Origin of the sequence: Mesorhizobium sp. WSM3860, from assembly GCF_002294995.1 — a bacterium.
Lineage (GTDB): Bacteria > Pseudomonadota > Alphaproteobacteria > Rhizobiales > Rhizobiaceae > Mesorhizobium.
This window is the reverse complement of sequence record NZ_NSGF01000010.1, coordinates 118,504-141,497: the sequence shown is the minus strand read 5'-3', so window position 1 is coordinate 141,497 and position 22,994 is coordinate 118,504. Positions and strand designations below refer to the sequence as shown.

General features: G+C 65.3%; 18 protein-coding genes. 14 read left to right on the top strand and 4 right to left on the bottom strand.

What is annotated here, in order from left to right:
* Positions 1-25 precede the first annotated feature (25 nt).
* From cimA to CK220_RS17800, 3 genes are all read left to right on the top strand, one after another.
* Complete coding sequence (cimA, locus tag CK220_RS17810; protein ID WP_095812775.1) at positions 26-1,642, top strand: citramalate synthase; 1,617 nt, start codon at positions 26-28, stop codon at positions 1,640-1,642.
* An 82-nt stretch (positions 1,643-1,724) separates the two neighbouring features.
* Positions 1,725-2,654 (top strand): EamA family transporter RarD, encoded by a 930-nt coding sequence (gene rarD / locus CK220_RS17805; RefSeq protein WP_095812774.1) that lies wholly within the window; start codon positions 1,725-1,727, stop codon positions 2,652-2,654.
* Positions 2,655-2,680: 26 nt separating this feature from the next.
* The gene (locus CK220_RS17800) at positions 2,681-3,367 is read left to right on the top strand and encodes a glutathione S-transferase family protein (protein ID WP_095812773.1); all 687 of its coding nucleotides are present in this window, start codon (positions 2,681-2,683) and stop codon (positions 3,365-3,367) included.
* Positions 3,368-3,500: 133 nt separating this feature from the next.
* On the opposite strand, the gene CK220_RS31470 is transcribed toward CK220_RS17800, so the two are convergent.
* Positions 3,501-3,788 carry a hypothetical protein gene (locus tag CK220_RS31470; RefSeq protein WP_141245160.1) on the bottom strand — a complete coding sequence of 96 codons (288 nt, stop codon included), beginning with the start codon at positions 3,786-3,788 and terminating at the stop codon, positions 3,501-3,503.
* Between the two features lie 226 nt (positions 3,789-4,014).
* Positions 4,015-5,367: a hypothetical protein gene (locus CK220_RS17790; protein ID WP_095812771.1), complete on the bottom strand. Its 1,353-nt coding sequence runs from the start codon at positions 5,365-5,367 to the stop codon at positions 4,015-4,017.
* A 438-nt stretch (positions 5,368-5,805) separates the two neighbouring features.
* On the opposite strand from CK220_RS17790, the gene CK220_RS17785 reads away from it, so the two are divergent.
* The 4 genes from CK220_RS17785 (at position 5,806) to CK220_RS17770 (ending at position 14,604) form a co-directional block, all read left to right on the top strand.
* Complete coding sequence (locus tag CK220_RS17785) at positions 5,806-7,299, top strand: efflux RND transporter periplasmic adaptor subunit (RefSeq protein ID WP_245429253.1); 1,494 nt, start codon at positions 5,806-5,808, stop codon at positions 7,297-7,299.
* A complete protein-coding gene (locus CK220_RS17780; protein ID WP_095812770.1) occupies positions 7,296-10,430 on the top strand; it encodes a multidrug efflux RND transporter permease subunit in 3,135 nt (1,044 codons plus the stop codon). The genes CK220_RS17785 and CK220_RS17780 overlap by 4 nt, the downstream gene beginning before the upstream one ends.
* Positions 10,427-13,645: an efflux RND transporter permease subunit gene (locus CK220_RS17775; protein ID WP_095812769.1), complete on the top strand. Its 3,219-nt coding sequence runs from the start codon at positions 10,427-10,429 to the stop codon at positions 13,643-13,645. The genes CK220_RS17780 and CK220_RS17775 overlap by 4 nt, the downstream gene beginning before the upstream one ends.
* Positions 13,646-13,746: 101 nt before the next feature.
* Positions 13,747-14,604, top strand: coding sequence for a hypothetical protein (locus CK220_RS17770; protein WP_095812768.1), 858 nt, complete (start codon positions 13,747-13,749; stop codon positions 14,602-14,604).
* Positions 14,605-14,645: 41 nt separating this feature from the next.
* Here the strand turns inward: CK220_RS17770 and CK220_RS17765 are convergent, their stop codons facing one another.
* The gene (locus tag CK220_RS17765; RefSeq protein WP_095812767.1) at positions 14,646-14,936 is read right to left on the bottom strand and encodes a muconolactone Delta-isomerase family protein; all 291 of its coding nucleotides are present in this window, start codon (positions 14,934-14,936) and stop codon (positions 14,646-14,648) included.
* A gap of 117 nt (positions 14,937-15,053) precedes the next feature.
* On the opposite strand from CK220_RS17765, the gene CK220_RS17760 reads away from it, so the two are divergent.
* Positions 15,054-15,929, top strand: a complete 876-nt coding sequence (locus CK220_RS17760) for a LysR substrate-binding domain-containing protein (RefSeq protein ID WP_095812766.1) — start codon at positions 15,054-15,056, stop codon at positions 15,927-15,929.
* A gap of 94 nt (positions 15,930-16,023) precedes the next feature.
* Here the strand turns inward: CK220_RS17760 and CK220_RS17755 are convergent, their stop codons facing one another.
* Entirely contained in the window at positions 16,024-16,635 is a 612-nt protein-coding gene (locus CK220_RS17755; RefSeq protein ID WP_095812841.1) for a TIGR00730 family Rossman fold protein, read from the bottom strand.
* Positions 16,636-16,752: 117 nt separating this feature from the next.
* Here CK220_RS17755 and CK220_RS17750 point away from each other — a divergent pair, with 117 nt between their 5' ends.
* The 6 genes from CK220_RS17750 to CK220_RS17725 all read left to right on the top strand — a co-directional run bounded on the left by CK220_RS17750 (position 16,753) and on the right by CK220_RS17725 (position 22,919).
* On the top strand, positions 16,753-18,336 hold the full coding sequence (locus tag CK220_RS17750; protein WP_095812765.1) for a LysM peptidoglycan-binding domain-containing protein: 1,584 nt from the start codon (positions 16,753-16,755) through the stop codon (positions 18,334-18,336).
* 141 nt (positions 18,337-18,477) lie between these two features.
* The gene (locus tag CK220_RS17745) at positions 18,478-18,825 is read left to right on the top strand and encodes a metalloregulator ArsR/SmtB family transcription factor (protein WP_095812764.1); all 348 of its coding nucleotides are present in this window, start codon (positions 18,478-18,480) and stop codon (positions 18,823-18,825) included.
* 7 nt (positions 18,826-18,832) lie between these two features.
* Positions 18,833-20,716, top strand: coding sequence for an ABC transporter ATP-binding protein/permease (locus CK220_RS17740; RefSeq protein WP_095812763.1), 1,884 nt, complete (start codon positions 18,833-18,835; stop codon positions 20,714-20,716).
* 214 nt (positions 20,717-20,930) lie between these two features.
* Complete coding sequence (locus tag CK220_RS17735; RefSeq protein WP_095812762.1) at positions 20,931-21,272, top strand: antibiotic biosynthesis monooxygenase; 342 nt, start codon at positions 20,931-20,933, stop codon at positions 21,270-21,272.
* 90 nt (positions 21,273-21,362) lie between these two features.
* Positions 21,363-22,100, top strand: a complete 738-nt coding sequence (locus tag CK220_RS17730) for a phosphatidylserine decarboxylase (protein ID WP_280952737.1) — start codon at positions 21,363-21,365, stop codon at positions 22,098-22,100.
* A 75-nt stretch (positions 22,101-22,175) separates the two neighbouring features.
* On the top strand, positions 22,176-22,919 hold the full coding sequence (locus tag CK220_RS17725) for a phosphatidylcholine/phosphatidylserine synthase (protein WP_245429258.1): 744 nt from the start codon (positions 22,176-22,178) through the stop codon (positions 22,917-22,919).
* The last annotated feature ends 75 nt before the right edge of the window (positions 22,920-22,994 follow it).

Below are 22,994 nucleotides of genomic sequence, written 5' to 3'. Positions count from 1 at the left end.
GATCGCGGCTTTTCGAGTTACGACCATGACAAAACAACGCCTTTACCTCTTCGACACCACGCTGCGCGACGGCCAGCAGACGCCGGGCATCGACTTTTCCGTTGAGGACAAGATCGCGATCGCCAAGCTGCTCGACGGGTTTGGCATCGACTATGTCGAGGGCGGCTATCCCGGCGCCAATCCGACCGATACCGCCTTCTTCCAGCAGAAGCGCACGGAAAGCGCGAAATTCGTCGCCTTCGGCATGACCAAGCGGGCAGGGATCTCGGCGTCCAACGATCCGGGGCTGGCGGCGCTGGTGCAGTCGAAATCCGACGCCGTGTGCTTCGTCGCCAAGAGCTGGGATTATCACGTGCGCGTGGCGCTGGGCTGCACCAACGAGGAGAACCTTGAGTCGATAAAAATCTCGGTCGAGACGGCGGTCGCGTCCGGCAAGGAGGCGATGGTCGACTGCGAACATTTCTTCGACGGCTTCAAGGCTAATCCCGCTTACGCGCTGGCCTGCGCCAAGACCGCCTATGATGCCGGGGCGCGCTGGGTGGTGCTGTGCGACACCAATGGCGGCGCGCAGCCTTCGGAAGTGCGGGTCATCGTCGAGAAGGTGATCGCGGGCGGTATTCCGGGCGACCATCTCGGCATCCACGCCCATGACGACACCGGCCAGGCAGTTGCTAATTCGCTGGCAGCCGTCGAGGCCGGCGTGCGCCAGATCCAGGGCACGCTGAACGGCATTGGCGAGCGCTGCGGCAACGCCAATCTGATCTCCATCGTGCCGACGCTGGCGTTGAAGCCGGCCTTCGCCGACCGCTTCGAGACAGGCATTTCGGCCGAAGCACTGACCGGCATTTCGCGGCTCTCCCGCGCCTTCGACGAATTGCTCAACCGCGCTCCGGAGGCGCAGGCGCCCTATGTTGGCTCATCCGCCTTCGCCACCAAGGCCGGCATCCATGCCTCGGCGCTGGCCAAGGAGCCGGCGACTTACGAGCATGTGCCGCCGGAAGCCGTCGGCAACCGCCGCCGCGTCATGGTCTCCGACCAGGGCGGCAAGGCCAATTTCCTCGCCGAATTGAAGCGGCGCGGCATCGACGTCCCGAAGGACGACAGCCGGCTCGACGCGCTGATCGCCGTCGTCAAGGAGCGCGAGGCCGAAGGCTACGCCTATGAAGGCGCCGACGCCTCCTTCGAGCTCTTGGCCCGCAAGATGCTGCACGGCCTGCCCGAGTTTTTCAACGTTACTTCGTTCCGCTGCATGGTCGAGCGCCGCTTCGACGCCAACGGCAATCTGAAGACCGTCTCCGAGGCGATCGTGAAGGTGATGGTCGACGGCGAGGAGAAGATGTCGGTGGCCGAGGGCCACGGTCCGGTCAACGCGCTCGACATCGCGCTGCGCAAGGATCTGGGCAAGTATCAGAACGAGATCGTCGACCTCGAGCTTGCCGACTTCAAGGTGCGCATCCTCAACGGCGGCACCGAAGCCATCACCCGAGTGCTGATCGAATCGCACGATTCCACCGGGGCCCGCTGGTGGACGGTCGGCGTGTCGGAAAACATCATCGACGCCTCCTTCCAGGCGCTGATGGATTCGATCATCTACAAGTTGATGAAGAACCGCGAGATGGCGGGACTGGTGGCGGCGGAGTAGGTTGAACCATCATCAAAAGTCCATTGATCCATCAGTATTTTGCGATGGTCTTGGACGATCCGCTGGGCCATAGCGTTGGGCCATGGTCACCGCAACAGCCGATCTCGATCAAGACGCCAAGGCTCGCCGCGGCTTTCTTTTGGCGCTCGGCGCCTATTTCCTCTGGGGGCTTCTGCCCTTCTACATGAAAGCGGTGGCGCATCTGCCGCTGATCGAGGTGATCTCGCACCGGATCGTCTGGTCGGTGCCGATCGCCGCTGCTGTGCTGATCTGGGCCGGCCGCACCGCCGACTTCAAGGCGGCGATCCGTTCGCCGAAAAGCCTTGGCATGGCGGCGCTGACGGCGGTGCTGATCTCGATCAACTGGGGCATCTATGTCTGGGCGATCGCGGTCGACCGCACCGTCGAGACCGCGCTCGGCTACTACATCAATCCTCTGGTCAACGTAGTCGTCGGCGCCTTGCTGCTCAGCGAGAAGCTCGACCGGCTGCAGATCGCGGCGGTGGCGCTGGCCGCCATTGCGGTGACCGTGCTCACCGTCGAGGCCGGCAAATTGCCCTGGGTATCGCTGGCGCTCGCCTTCTCCTTCGCCGCCTACGGCTTTTTCCGCAAGACGCTGCCGATCGGCCCGAGCCAGGGCTTTCTGCTCGAAGTGCTTTTGCTGTCGGTGCCGGCGCTTTGCTACATCGCCTATTTGATCGCCACGGGACAGGACCATTTCATATCCAGCACCGGCGCCGACACCGCGCTGCTGATCGGCTGCGGGCCGGTGACCGCGGTGCCGCTGCTGCTCTTTGCCTTCGGCGCCAGGCTTTTGCGCCTCTCCACCATCGGCATCATGCAATATATCGCGCCGACCATGGTGTTCCTGATCGCCGTGCTGATCTTCGATGAGCCGTTCGGCACCACGCAGGCCATAGCTTTCGCCCTGATCTGGACTGCGCTGGCCATGTATAGCTGGTCGATGTTCAGGGGCCGAGAGGTCCGCCAGCCGACAACGGCGGCACGCTAGGAAATTCCAGGGAAGGTGCCGATCCGATGTATCTGCTGCACATTGGCAACAAGAACTATTCATCCTGGTCGCTACGGCCCTGGGTGCTCATGCGCACTCTCGACATCCCGTTCGAGGAGCGGCTGACGCCGTTCCCGACCGGACCGAGTTTCAACCTCTACCGGCAATTCTCGCCGAATGGCCGCGTGCCTTGCCTGGTCGACGACGGCTGGGCGGTCTGGGATTCGCTCTCGATCGTCGAATATCTGGCAGAGCGACATCAGGGCGTCTGGCCGGCCGATGCGAAAGCGCGCGCCTGGGCGCGTTCGGCCGCCGCCGAAATGCATTCGAGCTTTACGGCGCTGCGCAATGACTGCCCTATGAGCTGTGGCGTGCGCGTCGAACTGGCACCGATGTCCGATGCGCTGAAGCACGACATTTTCCGTATGGGCGACTTGTGGAACGACGGCCTTGCGCGTTTCGGCGGCCCGTTCCTGGCCGGTGACCGCTTCAGTGCCATCGATGCTTTCTTCGCCCCGGTAGCTTTCCGGGCCCAGTCCTATGGACTGGCTTTCGAGGGCGCCGCCGCTGCTTATCCCAAGCGGTTGCTCGATCTCCCTGCCATGCGCGAATGGTATGCGGCCGGCCTCGCCGAGATATCGCGCGAGCCGGGCCACGAGGCGGAGGTCGCGGCCGCTGGCATCATCGTTGACGATTTTCGGGCAACCGCCTGAAGCGCTACACGCGCCCCAGCCGCCGCACGACCACCCACGTCTGATCGAGCCGCTGCCGCTCAGACCAGACGAAGTTGAGCCGTCCATGAAAGGAAATGCCCGCCCCTGGCAATCTGGGACGGGCTGGCCTTGGCTAGCACCCTTCGGTGGTCTTTTTCATCTGGCCGGGCGCGGCCGTTTTCGCATCGGTATCCTGCTGTCCGGGAGCTGCCTGCTTCGCGCTGCCCGTCTGCTGGCCAGGCGCGCAGTCCTTTGCCGAATTGGTCGCGCCCGTGGTGGTCGAGTCGGTGCCCTGTGTGCTGGGTGTCGTTGTCGTGGTCGTCGTGGTCGTGGACGATCCGCTGGTGGTGCTGCTGGATTGCGCCATAGCAAGACCGGCGGACATGGCCACAATGGCTGAAGCGAGAAGAAGCCGTTTCATTCATCATCTCCTGGAAGCGGCAATTTCCCTTCTCTTGTGAAACAGCGAAAGGAAGCGTCGGTTCCCTTGGCTGTAGCCGGATAAACGTGCTTACCAGGAAGGAGCCCCTACCGACGAGGCCGAGCGTGACGCGCGCGCCGGCGCCGGCAAGCGCCTGCGCGAAGGGCAAGTCCCAACCCGCGCCTGGCGCCAGTGATAAAAGCGTGTCCTCCGGGACGGAACAGTCCTACTCCTGCCGTCGCGCCAACGCTGCCTGGACGGCCGCCATTCCGGGGTCGCGACCCTTGAGCAGATCGTCGATCGACCATGGCGCGGCAATGTCGGGCTCCAGCGTCTTGAGCGCAACCGGCTTGCGGCCCTTCCCTTTGTCGATGGTGGCGACAAGCACGGGCGTCGTGCCCGTTGCGGAACTCGGTTGCGCCATGCCGACGAAACAGTCGGTGTAGGCCTTGCAGCCGTTTTGAAGGTCATAGCGCTGCGTCGCGGACTGCAGCACGAGGCCCGAATGCGGCAGCGTCACCTGCTGCTGGTCGGCGAAGAACATCATGCGGTCGCCGGGCGCTTCGCCGACCAGCGTGACCCTGTCGCCGCCCGCCTGCTTGAGATAGGCGACGTCGACAATTCCCGCCGAAAAGGTAATCGGGCTTTCCAGAACGAACAGCCGTCCCGGCGGGCTGACACGGGACGGCCAGGAGCTGAGGACATCGCGGGTCAGCATCAAGTTGCCGCCGGTGTTGAAGCGCATATCGAGGACGAGGTTCTTGCGGCCGAGGCGGACCCGGGCGGCTTCGACCTCAGCCAGGAAATCGGCGATCTTCCCGGTCTTGCCGTCGACGTTGCGACTGATTTGGGCGACGACGCCATCGAGTTCGGGCGCATCGCGCCAGCGGAAAGGCTGTTCCTGATCCTGCAGCGGCCAGGGCGCGCGGCCCTTGGGAAATATCTTCACCCAGTCGCGGCGCTGCGGCTCCGGGGCGAGCTTGCGGTCGATGACGCGGCCGTCGGGCCTCTGGAAACGAAAGATCGCGTCGCCGGTGGCATTGGCGAGCCCGAGCGCATGCAGCAGGTCGGGCCGGACGATCGCGTCGGTCGCCTCGATGTCGCGCCATGCCGCCACACCGCCATGCAGGCTGCGCAGCGCCGAGGAGACTTCGGCAGCCGGATGGCCGTCGATGCCGGCGAGTCGGCTGCCCAGCAGATCGCCGTTTTGGGGACTGGCCGCTATGACGTAGAAGGCGCCGCCGATCGGCAGCAACGACACTGCCACGCCGTTGGCGCGCGGCAGCTTGCAGGTCGTGTGCCCATCGTCGGCCAGCGCTGCGACCTGGCAGAGGTGGACGGTGAACATCGCCGCATCGATCGAGCCCGCCGCTGCGTCCAAGGCCTGCAGGCGAAGTTCCGCTTCCGCGCGGGCGGCTTGCGAATAGGACCGGTCGACGTCGAGGAAGTCGCGACGGAAGACTTTCAAATCCTCGACCTGCGCGTCATGCGAGGTAGCTCCGTCCGGACTTTGCGCGGTCGCGTGGCCGAGCGCCAACAGGCTGAGCAGGGGCAAGGCGAGCAGCCGGGCAAAGGTCATGGCTTCCCTCTTCGATCGCGATCCGGCCCGCTGCCGATAAAGCTGAGGAATAGGGCAGCTTCGCACGTGGCCGCGTTCACATCTTTGCGAGCGGGATGGAGTGGGGTCGCGCTCGGAGGCTGCGGTTGCGCCGGGACTGGAACGGCGCCCGACCGTCAAAAGGCGGTCCATCGCACGGGCCGGATTCACCCCTTAACGCCTTGTCATCATTGGCCGGCGCGCCGCGGTCGGTCACTCCCACGCGATGGGGGCGCGTCCCCGAACAGCCCGCCCGGGCATGCATTTTGAGTGTGGTCTTCGACCTAACCCATTCAATTTCTTACGGGAATTTAATGTCATGCGCAATTGCGCGGCCCGTTTCCGGCGTTATGTTCCCGGCCTGATTGCTCTTGGGCCCGTGACTCTGGCCAGGACGTGGTTCGATGGATAGGTGACAAAGTGGACGACGAAGTCGCCAGCCGGCTACAGCCGCTCCGTGAGCCGATGACAGACTTGAAGCCGGTGGTCGTGCGGCGCCGGCGCCGCGGCTGGATTATCGCGCTGCTGCTGGTGGCGGCTGGCGCAGGAGTCGCCTTCTGGCTCCATCCAGCACCGGTGCAGCAGCAAAGCGCGCGCGGTGGCGGGCGCTTCCGGGGCGGCGATCTCGGCGCGCAGCCGGTCGCCGTCGCCTCGGTGACGCAGGCCGACATCCCGATCACGCTGGAGGCGCTCGGCACGGTAACCTCGCTGTCGACGGTGACGGTGCGCCCGCAGGTCAGCGGGCAGATCACCGCGATCGGCTTCACCGAAGGGGAGATGGTGAAGAAGGGCGATTTTCTTGCCCAGGTCGACGACCGCACTCTCCAAGCCTCGCTGCATCAGCTGCAGGGCCAATTGAAGCACGACCAGGCGCTGCTGACCGATGCCAGGCTCGACCTCGACCGCGATCTGAAGCTGACCTCCAACGCCATCACGCAGCAGGCAGTGGATTTGCAGCGCGCGACGGTGCAATCCGACGAGGGCACGGTCATGTCCGACCAGGCGCAGATCGAGGCCGTCCAGGTCAATATCGCCAACAGTCACGTCACGGCGCCCGCCGACGGCCGCATCGGCCTGCGCCTCGTCGACCAGGGCAATTACGTCACGCCTTCCGACAGCACCGGCATCGCGGTGATCACCGAGATGCAGCCGATTTCGGTGCTGTTCTCGCTGCCCGAGGACAGCCTCGCCGAGGTGCTGGAACAGACGCATGGCAATGCCGGGCTCAAGGCTGGCTTGTTCGACCGCAACGACACCAAGCAGATCGCCGAAGGCACGCTGCAGACGATCGACAACCAGATCGATCCGACCACCGGCACGGTGAAGCTGCGCGCTGTGTTCCCTAACGCCAACGGCGCGCTTTATCCCAACCAGTTCGTCAACGTGCACCTCCTGGTGCGCACGCTGACCGGTGTGACGGTGCTGCCCAACGCCGCCATCCAGCACGGCGCTCCAGGCACTTTCGTCTATCAGCTCAACGACGACAGCACCGTCTCGGTGAAGACCGTTTCCCTTGGCCCGGGCGACGCCTCGGTCACGCAATTGCTGTCGGGCCTTTCGCCGGGCGCCAAGGTGGTCGTCGATGGCGTGGACCGGCTGAAGGACGGCGCCAAGGTGACGGTGCCTGACAACAGCGCTGCGCCGACCGCCGGCGCTGGGTCTCCCGCGCAACCACAAGCGGCTGGTACGGGCAGCCCGGCCGCCGGTGCGCCGGCCGCCGCCACCAGCAATACGTCTGCCGTCAATCGCGGCAACGCGCCCGCGATGTCGAGCGGCCAGGGCCGAGGCTCGGCAGGCGAGGGCACGGACGCATCCGGCGATGCCGGCCGCAAGCATCACCGCCACCATCGTCGCGACAGCAACGGTAATAGCGGCAGCAGCGGAAATGGCGGCGACAGCGGCGAAGGCCAATGAGCACGCCCAGCGGTCTCGTCTCCGGGTGGCTTAACCCGTCGCGGCCGTTTATCCTGCGGCCGGTGGCGACCACGCTGATTATGGCGACCATCCTGGTGGTCGGCATGATTGCCTATCTCTTCCTGCCGCTCTCGGCGCTGCCCGAGGTCGACTATCCGACAATCCAGGTGCAGACCTTCTACCCCGGCGCCAGCCCGGAGGTGATGACGACTTCAGTCACGGCGCCGCTGGAGCGCCAGTTCGGCCAGATGCCGGGGCTGGAGCAGATGTCGTCTGGAAGCTCGGCCGGCGCCTCGGTCATCACGCTGCGCTTCAGCCTCGACCTCAGCCTGGACATTGCCGAGCAGGAGGTGCAGGCGGCGATCAACGCGGCCGGCAATCTCTTGCCCGCCGACCTGCCGGCGCCGCCGATCTACGCCAAGGTGAACCCGGCCGACGCGCCGATCCTGACGCTCGCGATCACCTCGAAGACGCTGCCGCTGACCGAAGTCGAGAACTATGCCGAGACGCGGCTGGCGCAAAAGATCTCGCAGCTTCCGGGCGTCGGGCTGGTCAGCATCTCCGGCGGCGAGCGGCCGGCCGTGCGCATCCGCGTCAAGCTCAAGGCGGTGGCCGCCATGGGGCTCAACATCGACGATCTGCGCACCACCATCGGCACGCTCAACGTCAACACGCCGAAAGGCAGCTTCGACGGGCCGGCCCGCTCGTACACCATCAACGCCAACGACCAGATCAGCGACCCCAAAACCTATGCCGACATGGTCGTCGCTTACCGCAACGGCGCGCCGGTCAGGCTGGGCGAGGTCGCCGATATCATAGAGGGGCCGGAGAACTCGAAGCTGGGCGCTTGGGAAAACCGCTCGCCGGCGATCCTGCTCAACATCCAGCGCCAGCCCGGCGCCAATGTCATCCGCGTCGTCGACTCGGTGAAGCTGCTGCTGCCGCAGCTTCGCGCCGGCTTGCCGGCGGCGATCGCTGTCGAGCCGCTGACCGACCGCACGACCACCATCCGTGCTTCAGTCCATGACGTCGAGTTCGAGCTGGCGACGGCGGCGCTTCTGGTCGTGCTCGTCACCTTCCTGTTCCTGCGCAACATTCCGGCGACGATCATTCCGAGCCTGTCGGTGCCGCTGTCGCTGATCGGCACGTTCGCGGTGATGTATCTGTGGGGGTTCAGCCTCGACAATCTGTCGCTGATGGCGCTGACCATCGCCTCCGGCTTCGTCATCGACGACGCCATCGTCATGATCGAAAACATCTCACGCTTCATCGAGCATGGCGACGATCCGGTCACCGCCGCGCTCGAAGGCTCGGCCCAGATCGGCTTCACCATCATCTCGCTCACCGTCTCGCTGGTCGCGGTGCTGATCCCGCTTCTGTTCATGGGCGACGTCGTCGGCCGCCTGTTTCACGAATTCGCCATCACACTTGCGATCGCCATCGTCATTTCGGCCATCGTCTCGCTGACGCTGGTGCCGATGATGTGCGCCAGGCTCCTCAAGCCGCCGTCCGGGCGCAGGCAGGGCGCGCTGGCGCGCGGCGCCGAGGCCGCCTTTGACGCTGTCGCGAATGGCTATGCCGCCGCCTTGCGCTGGGTGCTCGACCGTCAGGCGCTGACGCTGCTGGTCGCCGCAGCCACGCTTGCGCTCACCGTCTATCTCTACGTCGTCATCCCGAAAGGCTTCTTCCCGGTTCAGGACACCGGCGCGATTGCGGCGGTCACCGAGGCCGCGGGCTCGGCCTCCTATGCCGACATGGCAGCGCACCAGCAGGCGCTCGCCGATGTCATCCTGAAGGACCCGGATGTCGCGAGCCTGTCGTCCTTCATCGGCGTCGACGGCCAGAACATGACCGCCAACAGCGGCCACATGCTGATCAATCGGAAGCCGCGCGACGAGCGCGAGGCCGATGCCAGCGCGATCATCCGGCGGCTCGCTCGGCAGACCGCCGCCGTGACCGGCATCGCGCTGCATATGCAGCCAGTGCAGGACCTCACCGTCGATTCGACGACGAGCCCATCGCAATATCAGTATGTGCTGCAGGATTCCGATCCGGTGGAGCTGGCGACGTGGACATCGAAGCTCACCGACAGGCTGGCGGCGCTGCCGGAACTCGCCGATGTTGCCAGCGACAGCCAGCAGAGCGGGCTAGCCGTCGACGTCACCATCGACCGCGCGACGGCGGCACGCTTCGGCATCACCCCCGCGACCGTCGACAACGCGCTCTACGACGCCTTCGGCCAGCGCATCATCTCGACCATCTTCACCCAGTCGAACGAATATCGCGTCATCCTTGAAGCCGATCCCTCGGTCGGCCAGACGCCGGCTTCGCTCGGCTCGATCTACCTGCCGTCCTCCGGTTCCGGGCAAGTGCCGCTGTCGGCGATCGCCAACATCGCTGTCCGGCAGGCGCCGCTGCTGGTGAACCACCTTGCCCAGTTCCCGGCCGCGACCATCTCCTTCAATCTCGCGCCCGGCATCTCGCTCGGCGACGCCACCGCGGCGATCACCAATGCGGAACATGACATGCAGCCGCCCGCCGGCCTGGTCACCGGCTTCCAGGGCGCCGCGCTTGCCTTGCAAAGCTCGCTGTCCAACGAGCTGCTGCTGGTGCTCGCGGCAGTCGCCACCGTCTATGTCGTGCTTGGCGTGCTCTATGAGAGCTTCATCCACCCGCTGACGATCCTCTCGACGCTGCCCTCGGCAACCGTGGGCGCGCTGATGGCGCTGATGCTCGCTGGCCACGATCTCGACGTGATCGGCATCATCGGCATCGTGCTCTTGGTCGGCATCGTCAAGAAGAACGCCATCATGATGATCGACTTCGCCCTGCAGGCCGAGCGCCTGCAGGGGCTGGACCCGCGCGAGGCGATCTACGAAGCCTGCTTGCTGCGGTTGCGGCCGATCCTGATGACGACGATGGCCGCGCTGTTCGGGGCGCTCCCGCTCCTGCTCGGCGGTCTTGCCGGCTCGGAATTGCACCAGCCGCTCGGCATCACCATCGTTGGCGGGCTGATCGTCAGCCAGGTGCTGACGCTTTTCACAACGCCGGTGATCTACCTTGCCTTCGATGGACTGACGCGGTCCGGGGCGCGTGAAGCGAGAGCGCCGGCCGGCGGGCTTACGCCGTGAACCTCTCCGCGCCCTTCATCGCCAGGCCGGTCGCCACCACGCTGCTGGCCATCGGATTGGCGGCGGCGGGCCTGATCGCATACGTCAATCTTCCCGTCGCGCCGCTGCCCAAGGTCGATTTCCCGACCATCTCGGTGCAGGCCTCGATGCCGGGCGCCAGCCCCGACACGATGTCGACCGATGTCGCGGCGCCGCTCGAACGCCATCTCGGCCAGATCGCCGGCGTTTCCGAGATGACCTCGCGCTCAGGCACCGGCTCGACCAATGTGGTGCTGCAATTCGACCTTGATCGCGATATCAACGGCGCGGCGCGGGACGTTCAAGCCGCCATCAACGCCGCGCGCGCCGACCTGCCGTCCGACCTGCGCAGCAACCCGACCTACCGCAAATACAATCCCGCCGATGCGCCGGTGATGATCCTGGCGCTGACCTCACGAACGCTGACCTCCGGCCAGCTCTACGATGCCGCCGCGACCGTGCTGCAGCAGCGCCTGTCCCAGGTCGAGGGCGTCGGCAATGTCGATCTCGGCGGCTCGTCGCTGCCCGCCGTTCGTGTGGAGCTCAATCCAGGCGCGCTGTTCCACTACGGCATCGGCCTGGAGGACGTGCGTGCGGCACTTGCCTCGGCCAATGCCCGCAGTCCGAAGGGTTTCGAGGAAGACGGCGCGCTGCGCTACCAGCTCTACACCAACGACCAGGCGAGCCATGCCGCCGACTATCGCGACCTGGTGATCGCCTGGCGCAACAGTGCGGCGGTGCGGTTGCGCGACATCGCCGATGTCGAGGACTCGGTCGAGGACGTGCGCAATCTCGGTCTCGCCAATGGCGTGCCGGCCGTGCTTTTGGTGCTCTATCGCGAGCCCAACGCCAACATCATCGACACGGTCGACCGCGTGCGCGCGCTGATCCCGACGCTGCAGGCTTCGGTGCCGGCGGATGCGCGCCTCAGCATCGCGTCCGACAGCAGCCTCACCATCCGCGGCTCGCTGCACGACACCGAGCTGACGCTGGTGCTCGCGGTGCTGCTGGTCGTTTTCGTGGTGTTCTGCTTTTTGCGCGACTGGCGCGCGGCGCTGATCCCGAGCGTGGCGCTGGTCGTCTCGATCCTCGGCACCTTCGGGGCAATGTATCTGCTCGGCTACACGCTCGACAATCTGTCCTTGATGGCGCTCACCATCGCCACCGGCTTCGTCGTCGACGACGCCATTGTGGTGCTGGAAAACATCATGCGCCACATCGAGGACGGCATGCCGCGCGGCCGGGCGGCGCTCGTCGGCGCTCAGGAGGTCGGCTTCACCGTTCTGTCGATGAGCGCTTCTCTCGTCGCCGTGTTCCTGCCGATCCTGTTGATGGGCGGCATACTCGGCCGCCTGTTCCAGGAATTCGCCATGACCTTGTCGCTGGCGATCGCCATTTCGCTGGTGCTGTCACTGACGGTGACGCCCATGATGTGCGCGCATTTTTTGCGCGCGGGTGCAGTCCGGTCGGAGCGCCGTTCCATCCTCGCCCGCTTCGGCGAAAGCGTCTTCGAGCGCGTCCGCGCCGGCTACGGCCGCTCGCTTGCCTGGTCGCTCGACAATGCCGAGGTGATGCTGATCATCCTGATCGCCGCCGTCGCGCTCAATGTCTACCTCTACACGATCGTGCCTAAGGGCTTCTTCCCGCAGCAGGACACGGGTGAGCTGATCGGCGGCCTGCGCGCCGACCAGGCCATTTCCTTCCAGCTCATGCGGCAGAAGTTCGAGCGGCTGGAGGCGATCCTGAAGAGCGACCCGGCGGTGGCAAACGTCGTCGGCTACATCGGCGGCCGCCAGACCAATTCGGGCTTCGTCTATGTCAACCTGAAGCCGAAGGGTGATCGCGCGCCGCTGCAGGCGGTGCTGGGGCGGCTACGCGCGCAGCTCAGGCAATTGCCCGGCGCGCAGCTCTTCCTCAACCCGCGCCAGGAGATCAGGGTCGGCGGCCGCCAGAGCCTCGCAACCTATCAATACACGCTGCAGGCCGATACGACCGCGGACCTCGACGAATGGGCGCCGAAACTGGTCGAATTGCTGAAACAGGCGCCGGAGCTAACCGACGTCAATTCGGACCGCGACGAGGCCGGGCTCGAAACCAACATCACCGTCGACCGCGAGAGCGCGGCCCGGCTCGGCCTGACGCCGGCGAGCATCGACAACACGCTTTACGACGCCTTCGGCCAGCGCCAGGTGTCGACCATCTTCAACGCCCGCAACCAGTACCATGTCGTAATGGAGGTGGCGCCGCGTTACCTCCAGGACCCGAGCGCACTCAACGGCATCTATGTCAGCACCTCGGGCGCGGCGGCGAGCGGCACGCAAAACACCAACGCGCTGGCCGGCAGCCTGTCTGGCTCGCTGCAGAACCAGGCGACCAATGCGATCGCCGTGACCGGCCACGGCAGCGCCTCGAGCGGCGCCGCCGTCAGCACAGCGGCCGAGACCATGGTGCCGCTCGCCGCCTTCAGCACCTACGGTCCGGCGATCACGCCGCTTTCGGTCAATCACCAGGGCCACTTCGTCGCGACGACGATCTCGTTCAACCTTGCCGATGGCGCCACGCTCGGCGACGCCTCGGGTGCAATCGACCGCGCCATGGCGGAGCTCAAAATGCCGGTGTCGATCCACGGCTCGCTTGCCGGCACGGCGCTCGCCTTCCGCTCCAACCTGCTCAACGAGCTTCTGCTGATCGCTGCCGCGCTCGCCACGATCTATGTCGTGCTCGGCGTGCTCTACGAAAGCTACGTGCACCCGATCACCATCCTGTCGACGCTGCCTTCGGCCGGCATCGGCGCGCTGCTCGCGCTCATCGTCACCGGCATGGAATTCGACGTGATCTCGCTGATCGGCATCATTCTCTTGATCGGCATCGTCAAGAAGAACGCCATCATGATGATCGACATGGCCTTGCAGGCCGAGCGCCAGGAAGGGCTGGCCGCGCGCGAAGCCATTCACAAGGCGAGCCTCCAGCGCTTCCGGCCGATCATGATGACGACCTTCGCGGCTTTGCTGGGCGCCTTGCCGCTGGCGCTGGAGACCGGCACCGGGGCGGAGCTTAGGCAACCGCTCGGCATCGCGATCGTCGGCGGCCTCATCGTCTCGCAGCTCTTGACGCTCTACACCACGCCGGTCGTCTATCTCTATCTCGACCGGCTCAGCGCCCGCAGACCGACGCTGCGAGTGGCGCCGGCGGAGTGATCGGGCACAGCGACCTTGAGTTGTTCGAGCCTTGATCGTGAGATCTGGGCTATCGCTTCGTGAACTGGCAAGATGCTATCGGATGCGCCGCGGGGAAGGCGATGACTTTGCTTCAGTTCAATATAACCGGCGAACAGATCTCAAACGATGAGACGGAAGAAGTCATCCGCGAGGCGGAACCGCATCGCAGCCTGGTCCGCTACCGCCCCGATGGCGGCGGCGAGCTGTTCATCCATACCCGGGTGAACATGCAGCTTCTGCGCGCTGCGGCGGCCCTTCCGATCCTGCTCCTGAAGCTCACCCCGCGTGCAAGCGAATTAACGCCGCGTGACGCTCTGCTGACGCTCAAAGGATCGGCTCGGAATTACGCCTTCCTCGAAAGGCTTTGCGACGATCTGGCAAACGCCGGCTGTCTTGCTTGCTACATAGCGGAGCAGCATGGCGAGGGGCGCAGGGATTTCTATTTCACGACCGAAGATGTCGCCGGCTTCGAGCGGATCGCCCGCAAGGCTGCCGAGGCGTTTGCCTTTCCGCTCACTCTCGAATCGCATTCGCTCGCCGCGGTGGCGCCGCTCATCCTGCCTGCCGAGGCGATTGGCGACCTCAACCTGGAAATCGCCCCGGAGGCCCGTATTCGCCCGACGCGCTTCGAGTTCTGGGGCGCGGAGCCTGCACTGAAAAAGCTGTGCGCCGAGCTCGAAAAGCGCGGCTATCGCTTCCTCAGCTTCGAGGCGTTCTCCCGCGAATTGCGCATGGCAAAGAACGTGCCCATCGACGGAGAAGGGTTCGGGGCGGTGTTGAAGGAAATCGTTCCTTTGGCCCGTTCCCAGCAATGCAGCTATTGCGGCACCGAGACCGTCGAAGGGCGCGACCAGTTCCTGCTCACCCGCCCATTGCCCGAGCGCTACACCGGGGCGTCGCGGGCGGGCCTTTTGCGTCGCATCTTTGGTCGCTTATAGGTGCTGCCGGGTGAGGGGCAGCACCTATCTTCATGCCGGTCTCAGCGCTTCGGGCCGAAGCCGGGATAGGGATTGAGCGGCACGATCGCCGCGATGTCCATCATTCCGGCCTCGACCAGCGGCAGGGTGGCGAGATGGCCGCGCACCTCCTTGTCGTCGGCAGCCTCGAACATCATGCCGCTGCCGGGAATATCGCCGCGGTTCCAGACCTGGCGCACGGCGCCTTGCGCATAGAGCGTGCGCCGCTGCTCGGCTTCGCCCGGAAGCAGCGGCGCGAAATCGCCATCGCTGAACTTTTCGGTGTTGCGGGTGAGAAGGGCAAAGAACTGCATGGCGGTCTCCTTTGTGGCCGGTTGATGCGGAAGATATCGCGCCGGCTGGTCAGACTGTCCAAGACTGATTAGGCTAAAGTTCAGACCTTCAAGGACTGGAAGTCATAGAGGGAAACAATGCTTGACCTGCGGCAGATCCGCTATTTCGTCGCCGTGGCCGAGGCCGGCAATGTCGGTCGCGCCGCCGAGCAGCTGCATATCTCGCAGTCGCCCTTGAGCCGGCAGATCATGCAGCTCGAGGAGCAATTGGGCGTCACGCTTTTCGAGCGGTCGAAGCAGCGCGTCCATCTCAACGCCGAGGGCAGGGCCTTCCTAGCCGAGGCCCGGGCGCTGCTCGCCAATGCCGCGCGGCTGGAAGAACTCGGCCGCAATCTTGCAAGCGGCGCCGCCGGCAGCCTCGCCATCGGCTATGTCGAGGGGGCGGTGCATGCCGGGCTGATCGCCGCGATGCTCAGGGAATTCCGCCGCGAGCGGCCGGATTTTCATCTGCAACTGAGGAGCCGCCGCACGGCCGCGCAGTTCGAGGATCTACGCCAGCGCGTGCTCGACCTCGGTTTCGTCTATGCGCCGGCGCCGCAAGGCGATCCGGACATCGACAGCATGCTGCTGCGGCGCGAACCGCTGGTGCTGGCGATGCCCGAGGGCGATTCTCTGGCCGGCGTCGCCGAGATCCGGGCCCGCCATCTCGACGGCCGCGTCTGGATCACCGTCGTGCGCCAACCCGACGACACCAACCGCGCGCAGTTCCTGGCGGCCTGCATGGAGGCCGGTTTCTTGCCCGACATCGCCTATGAGACGGCCGATCCCTTGACCTCGCTTGGCCTGGTCAGCGCCGGGCTGGGCCTGGCGACGGTACAGGAAAGCCTGCAAAGCGCCGCGCCGGCCGGCATCGTCTTTCGCGACCTGCCATGGTTCACGCGCAGCGTTGAAATTCATCTCGCCTGGCGGCGCAACGACAGGCGCGCGGTGATTGCCGATCTGAGGAGGCGGTGAGTAGTGAGTAGCGAATAGTGAATAGTGAATAGTGAATAGTGTGAAGCCGGTCATGTGCTCGGTTGTTCACTACTCACTACTCACTACTCACTCCTCACATCTTATCTATCACCGACTGCACACCCTCCGTCGGCGCGTCGACCGACGAGCCCGCCACCATGATGGCGGCGACGATGGCCTCGGGGTCGTTGACCACCAGCGGCTTCACCCTATGTGCGGTGTGGATGAAGCCTTCGCCCGACATGTGCTCGATGAGCGCCAGCATCGGGTCCCAGAAGGCCTTGATGTTGGCGAACACGATCGGCTTGCGGTGATGGCCGAGTTGCGCCCAGGTCATGATTTCGACGATCTCCTCGACCGTGCCGATGCCGCCGGGCAGCGCCACGAAGGCGTCGGATTTCTCGAACATCCTGTGCTTGCGCTCGTGCATGTTGTCGGTGATCAGCAGCTCGTCGAGCTTGTCGAGAGCGGTCGCGGTTGCCTCCTTGTTGATCAGGAAGCGCGGGATGATGCCGGTCACCTTGCCGCCGGCCTTGAGCGCCCCGTCAGCGACGGCGCCCATGATTCCCTTGGTGCCGCCGCCATAGATCAGGCGCAGGCCGGACTTCGCCAGCGAGCGGCCGAGCAGGTGGCCGGCCTTGACATAGGCCTCGTCGCGGCCCGGAGACGAACCGCAATAGACGCAGACGGATCGAATCGTGTTCATGGTCATGATTGGTGATAGGGACGGTTGGCGCGGTCAAGCCCAAGGACGGGCTTTTTCTTGTGAGCTTGGTGAAAACACGCTAGACCGGCGTTAGGTGGCTAAGGGGCAGAAAAGATTATGGCTATCAATCCTTCCAAGGCGTTTTTGTTCGCGGCGGGCGGCGTTGCCGTCGTCGCGGCGGTCGCCTACGGGTCGGGCGCGCTCGACCCATACATCAGCAAGCAGAAACCGGCACAGGTCGCGTCGCTGCCGCAGGCAGGCACGAAGCCGGCCGAGTCCTCAAGCGCCTCCACCGAGGCGCGCCTGCCGCAGGCGCAAGCACCGGCCAATACAATGGCGCCGGCCAACAACACGATGGCGCCGGCCAACAAGATGGCGCCCGCCAACAATGCAATGGCGCCTGCCAACAACGCGACAGCCCCGGCGGAATCCGCGCCGGCCGCTCAGGCGCCGGCCGCCGCAGGACCGACGCTGCCAACCTTTGATGTCGTGCGCGTCGAAGGCAATGGCTCGATTGTCGTCGCCGGCAGCGCGGCGCCCAATGCCAAGGTCGAAGTCCTGAACGGCGGCACGGTGCTCGGCTCGACCGATGCCGGTCCCGACGGCGCCTTCGCCATCGTGCTCGACGATCCGCTGAAGCCAGGCGATTACACGATCACGCTGCGCTCCACCGCCGGCGGCGTCGCCGTCGCCTCGGCGCAGACCGCCGTCGTCTCGGTGCCGCAGAGCCCGACCGGGCAGGTGCTGGCGATGGTCGAGGAGCCGGGCAAGCCGTCCGAATTGCTGACCATTCCGCAGCCCGCGGCCAAGCCGGCGGCACCTGCCGCCGACGGTCAGGCAGCCGCACCGGATGCGCAAGCGCCGGCCGCAACCGCGCCGGCGGGGTCTGCCCCGGCGACGGCGCCGGCTGCAACGGCACCGGCAGCTACGGATCAGGCTTCCGCTCCGACCCAGAACGCCCCCGCAGCAGACGAGCCGAAGATCGCCGTCGAGGCGGTTGAGATCGACGGCGGCAAGATCTTCGTCGCGGGCAGGGCCGATCCCGGCCGCAAGGTGCGCGCCTATGCCGACGATGTCCTGCTTGGCGAGGCCAAAACCTCGCCTGACGGCCATTTCCTGATCGAGGCGGCGCGCGACATTCCGGTCGGCAACCACACCATTCATGTCGACGGCCTTGCCGACGACGGCGTTAAGGTCGTCGCCCGCGCCGCTGTGCCGTTCGAACGCGAGCCCGGCGAGTCGATTGCCGCCGTCGCGCCCAGCGAGGCCAAGCCCGCGGAAAGCAAGCTCGCCCAGGGTGCAGGGTCCCAATCGGCGGAGGCAAAGCCCGGGGCGGCCAATCCCGCCGAGACAACGGCGCCGGCCACGGCAACCGCGGAAGCGGGCAAGCCCGCCGCGTCGGCCGAGGTCGCTGAAGCGAATCCTGCGGCCGACGTGCCGGAAACCATGGCACCGAAGCTCGAACACGCCGATGGCGCCGTCATCATCCGCCGCAACGATACGCTCTGGCGCATCTCGCGGCGCGTCTATGGCCATGGCGTGCGCTACTCGACCATCTATCTCGCCAACCAGGATCAGATCCGCAATCCCGACCGCATCTGGCCCGGCCAGGTCTTCAAAGTGCCCGGCAAGTCGAAGGAAGGCGAGCCGGCCGACATGAAAGCCATGGGCGACCAGATGACGGCGCCCAAGACGGAGTAGCGAGCGCAATCTTCCTCGTGGGGGAGATGCCAGGCCGGGCAGAGGGGGGCGCTGTCCCGCCAGCGTTTTCGACACTTCCTGCCGTGCTACCCATCCGCCTAGCTTGCCCTCTCATCCTCCATCGTTTATCGGCGATGAACGATGACCGAATCCCTATCCGACAACCGCGCCCTCGACAGCCGCGCCCTCGACAGCCGCGGCATCGCCACGCGGTTCGCGGCACTGTCGCATCCGGCGCGCATTGAGATACTGAAGCATCTCTCGGCCAGTAGCTGCTGCTCCTGCCGCGAGGTGGTCGATCATCTCGATCTCGCCCAGTCGACAGTTTCGCAGCATCTGAAGATCCTGGTCGAAGCTGGGCTCGTCCGCTTCGAGGCGGATCGCCAGCGTTCACGCTACGCAGTGGACCGCGCTACGCTCGCCGAAGTCTCGGCGTCGCTCGCAGCCCTGGTCGATTCCTGCTGCGGCAAAAGCATGAAAGAAAGCTAACAACAAAATGGCCGACAAGACCGTCTCCGCCGAAACCGGCACCCTCACCACACTGCGCAATCTGTGGCCCTATATGTGGCCGGCCGACCGTGCCGACTTGAGAGCCCGCGTTACCTGGGCGACACTGCTTCTCGTCGTCGCCAAGGTGACCCTGGTCGCCGGCCCCTATTTCTTCAAATGGGCAACCGATGCGCTGGCCCACGGCTCGAAGACGCCGCCGCCGCTGCCCGCCTTCATGCTCGCGCCGGTGATGCTGGTCATCGCCTATAATGTGCTGAGGCTGGTCCAGCTCGGCTTCAACCAGCTGCGCGACGCGCTCTTTGCCCGCGTCGGCCAATATGCGGTGCGCCAGCTTGCCTTCCGCACCTTCGTGCACATGCATCAGCTGTCGCTGCGCTTCCATCTTGAGCGCCGCACCGGCGGTCTGTCGCGCATCATCGAGCGCGGCACCAAGGGCATCGAGACGATCGTGCGCTTCGTCATGCTGAACACGGCGCCGACCATTCTCGAATTCGCGCTGACGGCCGGCATCTTCGCCTACACCTATGGCTGGAAATACGTTGCCGTGGTCGCGGTAACCGTGTGGATCTATGTCTGGTTCACAGTCAAGGCCAGCGACTGGCGCATCTCGATCCGCCGCGACATGAACGAAAGCGACACCGACGCCAATACCAAGGCGATCGACTCGCTCTTGAATTTCGAGACGGTCAAATATTTCACCAACGAGCGCATGGAAGCCGAGCGCTTCGACCGCTCGATGGCGCGTTATGAAACCGCCGCCACCAAGACCTGGACCTCGCTCGGCTGGCTTAACTTCGGCCAGGGTCTCATCTTCGGCCTCGGCACGGTCATCGTCATGTGCATGTCGGCGCTGGAGGTGCAGGCCGGCACGCAGTCGGTCGGCGATTTCGTCTTCATCAACGCCATGCTGATGCAGCTGTCGGTGCCGCTCAACTTCATCGGCTTCATCTATCGCGAAATCCGCCAGGGTTTGACCGATATCGAGCACATGTTCGACCTGCTCGACGTGCCCCAGGAGATCGTCGACAAGCCGGACGCCAGGCCGCTGAAGGTGAGTGCCGGCAAGGTCGAGTTCCGCGACGTGCACTTCTCCTATGATTCGAACCGCAAGATCCTGAAGGGCGTCTCCTTCGAGGTGCCGGCCGGCAAGACGGTCGCCATCGTCGGCCCCTCCGGCGCAGGCAAGTCGACCATCTCCAGGCTTCTGTTCCGCTTCTATGACGTGCAGCGCGGCCAGGTGCTGATCGACGGCCAGGATATCCGCGACGTCACGCAGGAGAGCCTGCGCGCGGTGCTCGGCATGGTGCCGCAGGACACCGTGCTCTTCAACGACACCATCGCCTACAACATCCGCTACGGCCGCGTCGGCGCCAGCGAGGAGGAGGTGCGCAAGGCGGCCGAGCTCGCCCAGATCGGGCCGTTCATCGAGAAGCTGCCCGAGGGCTATCGCTCGATGGTCGGCGAGCGCGGCCTGAAACTGTCGGGCGGCGAGAAGCAGCGCGTGGCGATCGCCCGCACCATCCTCAAGGCGCCGCCGATCCTGATGCTCGACGAGGCGACCTCGGCGCTGGACACCCAGACCGAGCAGGAGATCCAGGCGGCGCTGGACCTCGTCAGCAAGGGCCGCACCACGCTTGTGATTGCCCACCGGCTGTCGACGGTGATTTCGGCCGACGAGATCATCGTGCTGAAGGACGGCCAGATCGCCGAGCGCGGCACCCACGCCGCGCTCTTGCGCCAGCAGGGCCTCTACACCTCGATGTGGGACCGCCAGCGCGAAGCCACGGAAGCCGAGGAGCGCCTGCGCATTGCGCGTGAAAGCGACGAGTTCGGTGTGATCGTACGGAGAAGGACGTCGGAGGTGAGCTAGCGCCGAGACGGTTGAGGGGTGTTCCAGGGAATGCCAGCGTCTCACTCCGCTGGAGCACCCCTCATCCGACCGAGCTTCGCTCGGCCACCTTCTCCCACAAGGGGAGAAGGGAGGTTGCGCCGAAAAATTCCCCTTGACCTCAACCTAGCTTGAGCTTGCAAACCGTCTCCGAGCCCCTGCGAAGCAAGCCTTCCAAGAACGGAGACTGATCGAAATGAGCACTCAAAATCAACGCAATGGCAGCGTCTTCCGGGTCGACAAATTCGTCGTCCCGGCGGAAGCGCGCGACGAGATCCTCGGCAAGGTCAGGACGACGCACGAATTGCTGCGCCAGCAGGACGGCTTCGTGCAGGACTTCCTGCTCGAGCAGTTCTCCGGCCCCGGCGAATTCAACATCGTCACCATGGTCGAATGGGAAAGCCAGGCCGCCGTCGACAAAGTCGTGCCGATCGTCAAGGCAGCGCACGAGCGCATCGCCTTCAGCCCGCATGAAACGATCGCGCGCCTCGGCGTCAAGGCCGATATCGCCAATTATCAGCGCGTGCCGGAGTTGTAAGGGACTGGCCAATGAATCTATTTTCGGCATGACGTACGGACCCTATTCGCCTCTCCCATTGTTGCGTTGCGGGGAGGGGGGCTTTCCGCTATTCAGACCGGACCTGAAACAGGGACGGCTCCCAGCCCTATGACGCTTCTCGATACGATCAAGAATACGTTCGTTCCGATCCATCGCGAGGGCTATCCCTTCATCGCCGCCTTCGGTGCGGCCACGCTGTTCCTCGGCTATTTCTCCACGATCCTGTTCTGGGTCGGGCTGATCCTCACCGGCTGGTGCATTTATTTTTACCGTGATCCAGAGCGCGTCACGCCGGTCGACGACCGGCTGGTCGTGAGCCCGGCGGACGGGGTGATTTCAGCAGTTGGGCCTGCGGTTCCGCCGCGCGAGCTTGGCCTGGGCACGGGCGAAATGACCCGTATCTCGGTGTTCATGAATGTCTTTTCCTGCCACATCAACCGCGCGCCGGTGCGCGGCAGGATCACGCGCATCGAGCACCGTCCCGGCAAGTTCCTCAATGCCGAGCTAGACAAGGCAAGCTCGGAGAACGAGCGCAACGGGCTGGTCATCGACAGCCCCAACGGCACCATTGCCGCGGTGCAGATCGCCGGCCTTGTGGCGCGCCGCATCGTCTGCTGGGCCGAGCAGGGCGGTTCGATCGGCATCGGCGAGCGTTTTGGCCTGATCCGCTTCGGCTCCCGCGTCGACGTCTTCCTGCCGTCGAACGCCGTGCCGCGCGTCGCCGTCGGCCAGACGGCGGTAGGCGGCGAGACGGTCCTTGCCGAATTCGGCGGCGCGGCGGTCGCCCCGCTGGTCAGGATTTCCTGAGCGGTGGGCGCGCCTTTCAAGAAGTTCGAGGCACACGCCAGCGGCGGCCCGCGCATCCGCGAGATACCGATGCGCATGGTGCTGCCCAATTTGGTGACCGTTCTTGCGATCTGCGCCGGCCTCTCCGGCATCCGCTTCGCCTTCGAGGACCGCTTCGAGCCGGCGGTGGTCATGGTTCTGCTCGCCGCCTTCCTCGACGGCATCGACGGCCGCTTGGCGCGCATGCTGAAGGCTACCTCGAAGTTCGGCGCGCAGATGGATTCGCTGGCCGATATCGTCAATTTCGGCGTCGCGCCCGCGCTGGTGCTCTATGCCTTCCTGCTCGACCGCGCCGGCTCGCCGGGCTGGATCGCGGCGCTTCTGTTCACCATTGCCTGCGGCATGCGGCTCGCTCGTTTCAACGTGCTGGCCGACGACACCGATCAGCCGGCCTGGCAGACCGAGTATTTCGTCGGCGTCCCGGCGCCGGCGGGCGCTGTGCTGGTCATGCTGCCTTGCTATCTCTACTTCTTGCGGCTCGGCCTGGAACCGACCCGGCCGACGGCCTTCGTCGCCACCGGCTTCACCGTGCTCGTCGCCTTCCTTCTGGTCAGTCGCCTGCCGGTCTATTCGGGCAAGAGCGTCAAGGTGCCGGGAGACAGGGTGCTTCCGGTGATCCTCGGCGTCGTGCTCTACATCCTGCTGTTGATGGCCTATCCCTGGTACACGCTGACGGCCTCGGTCGCTGGCTACCTCGTCTTCCTGCCGTTCTCGGTGCGCGCCTATTCGAAGCGCGCCATGCGCGAAGGCGAGAAGGTGCCGCCTTCGGATATCGGGTAGCGGCTGATCTCCCCCCTTGCGGGGGTGATGTCGCCGAAGGCGACAGAGGGGGTCGCCGCGCATGAAGCGCCAACC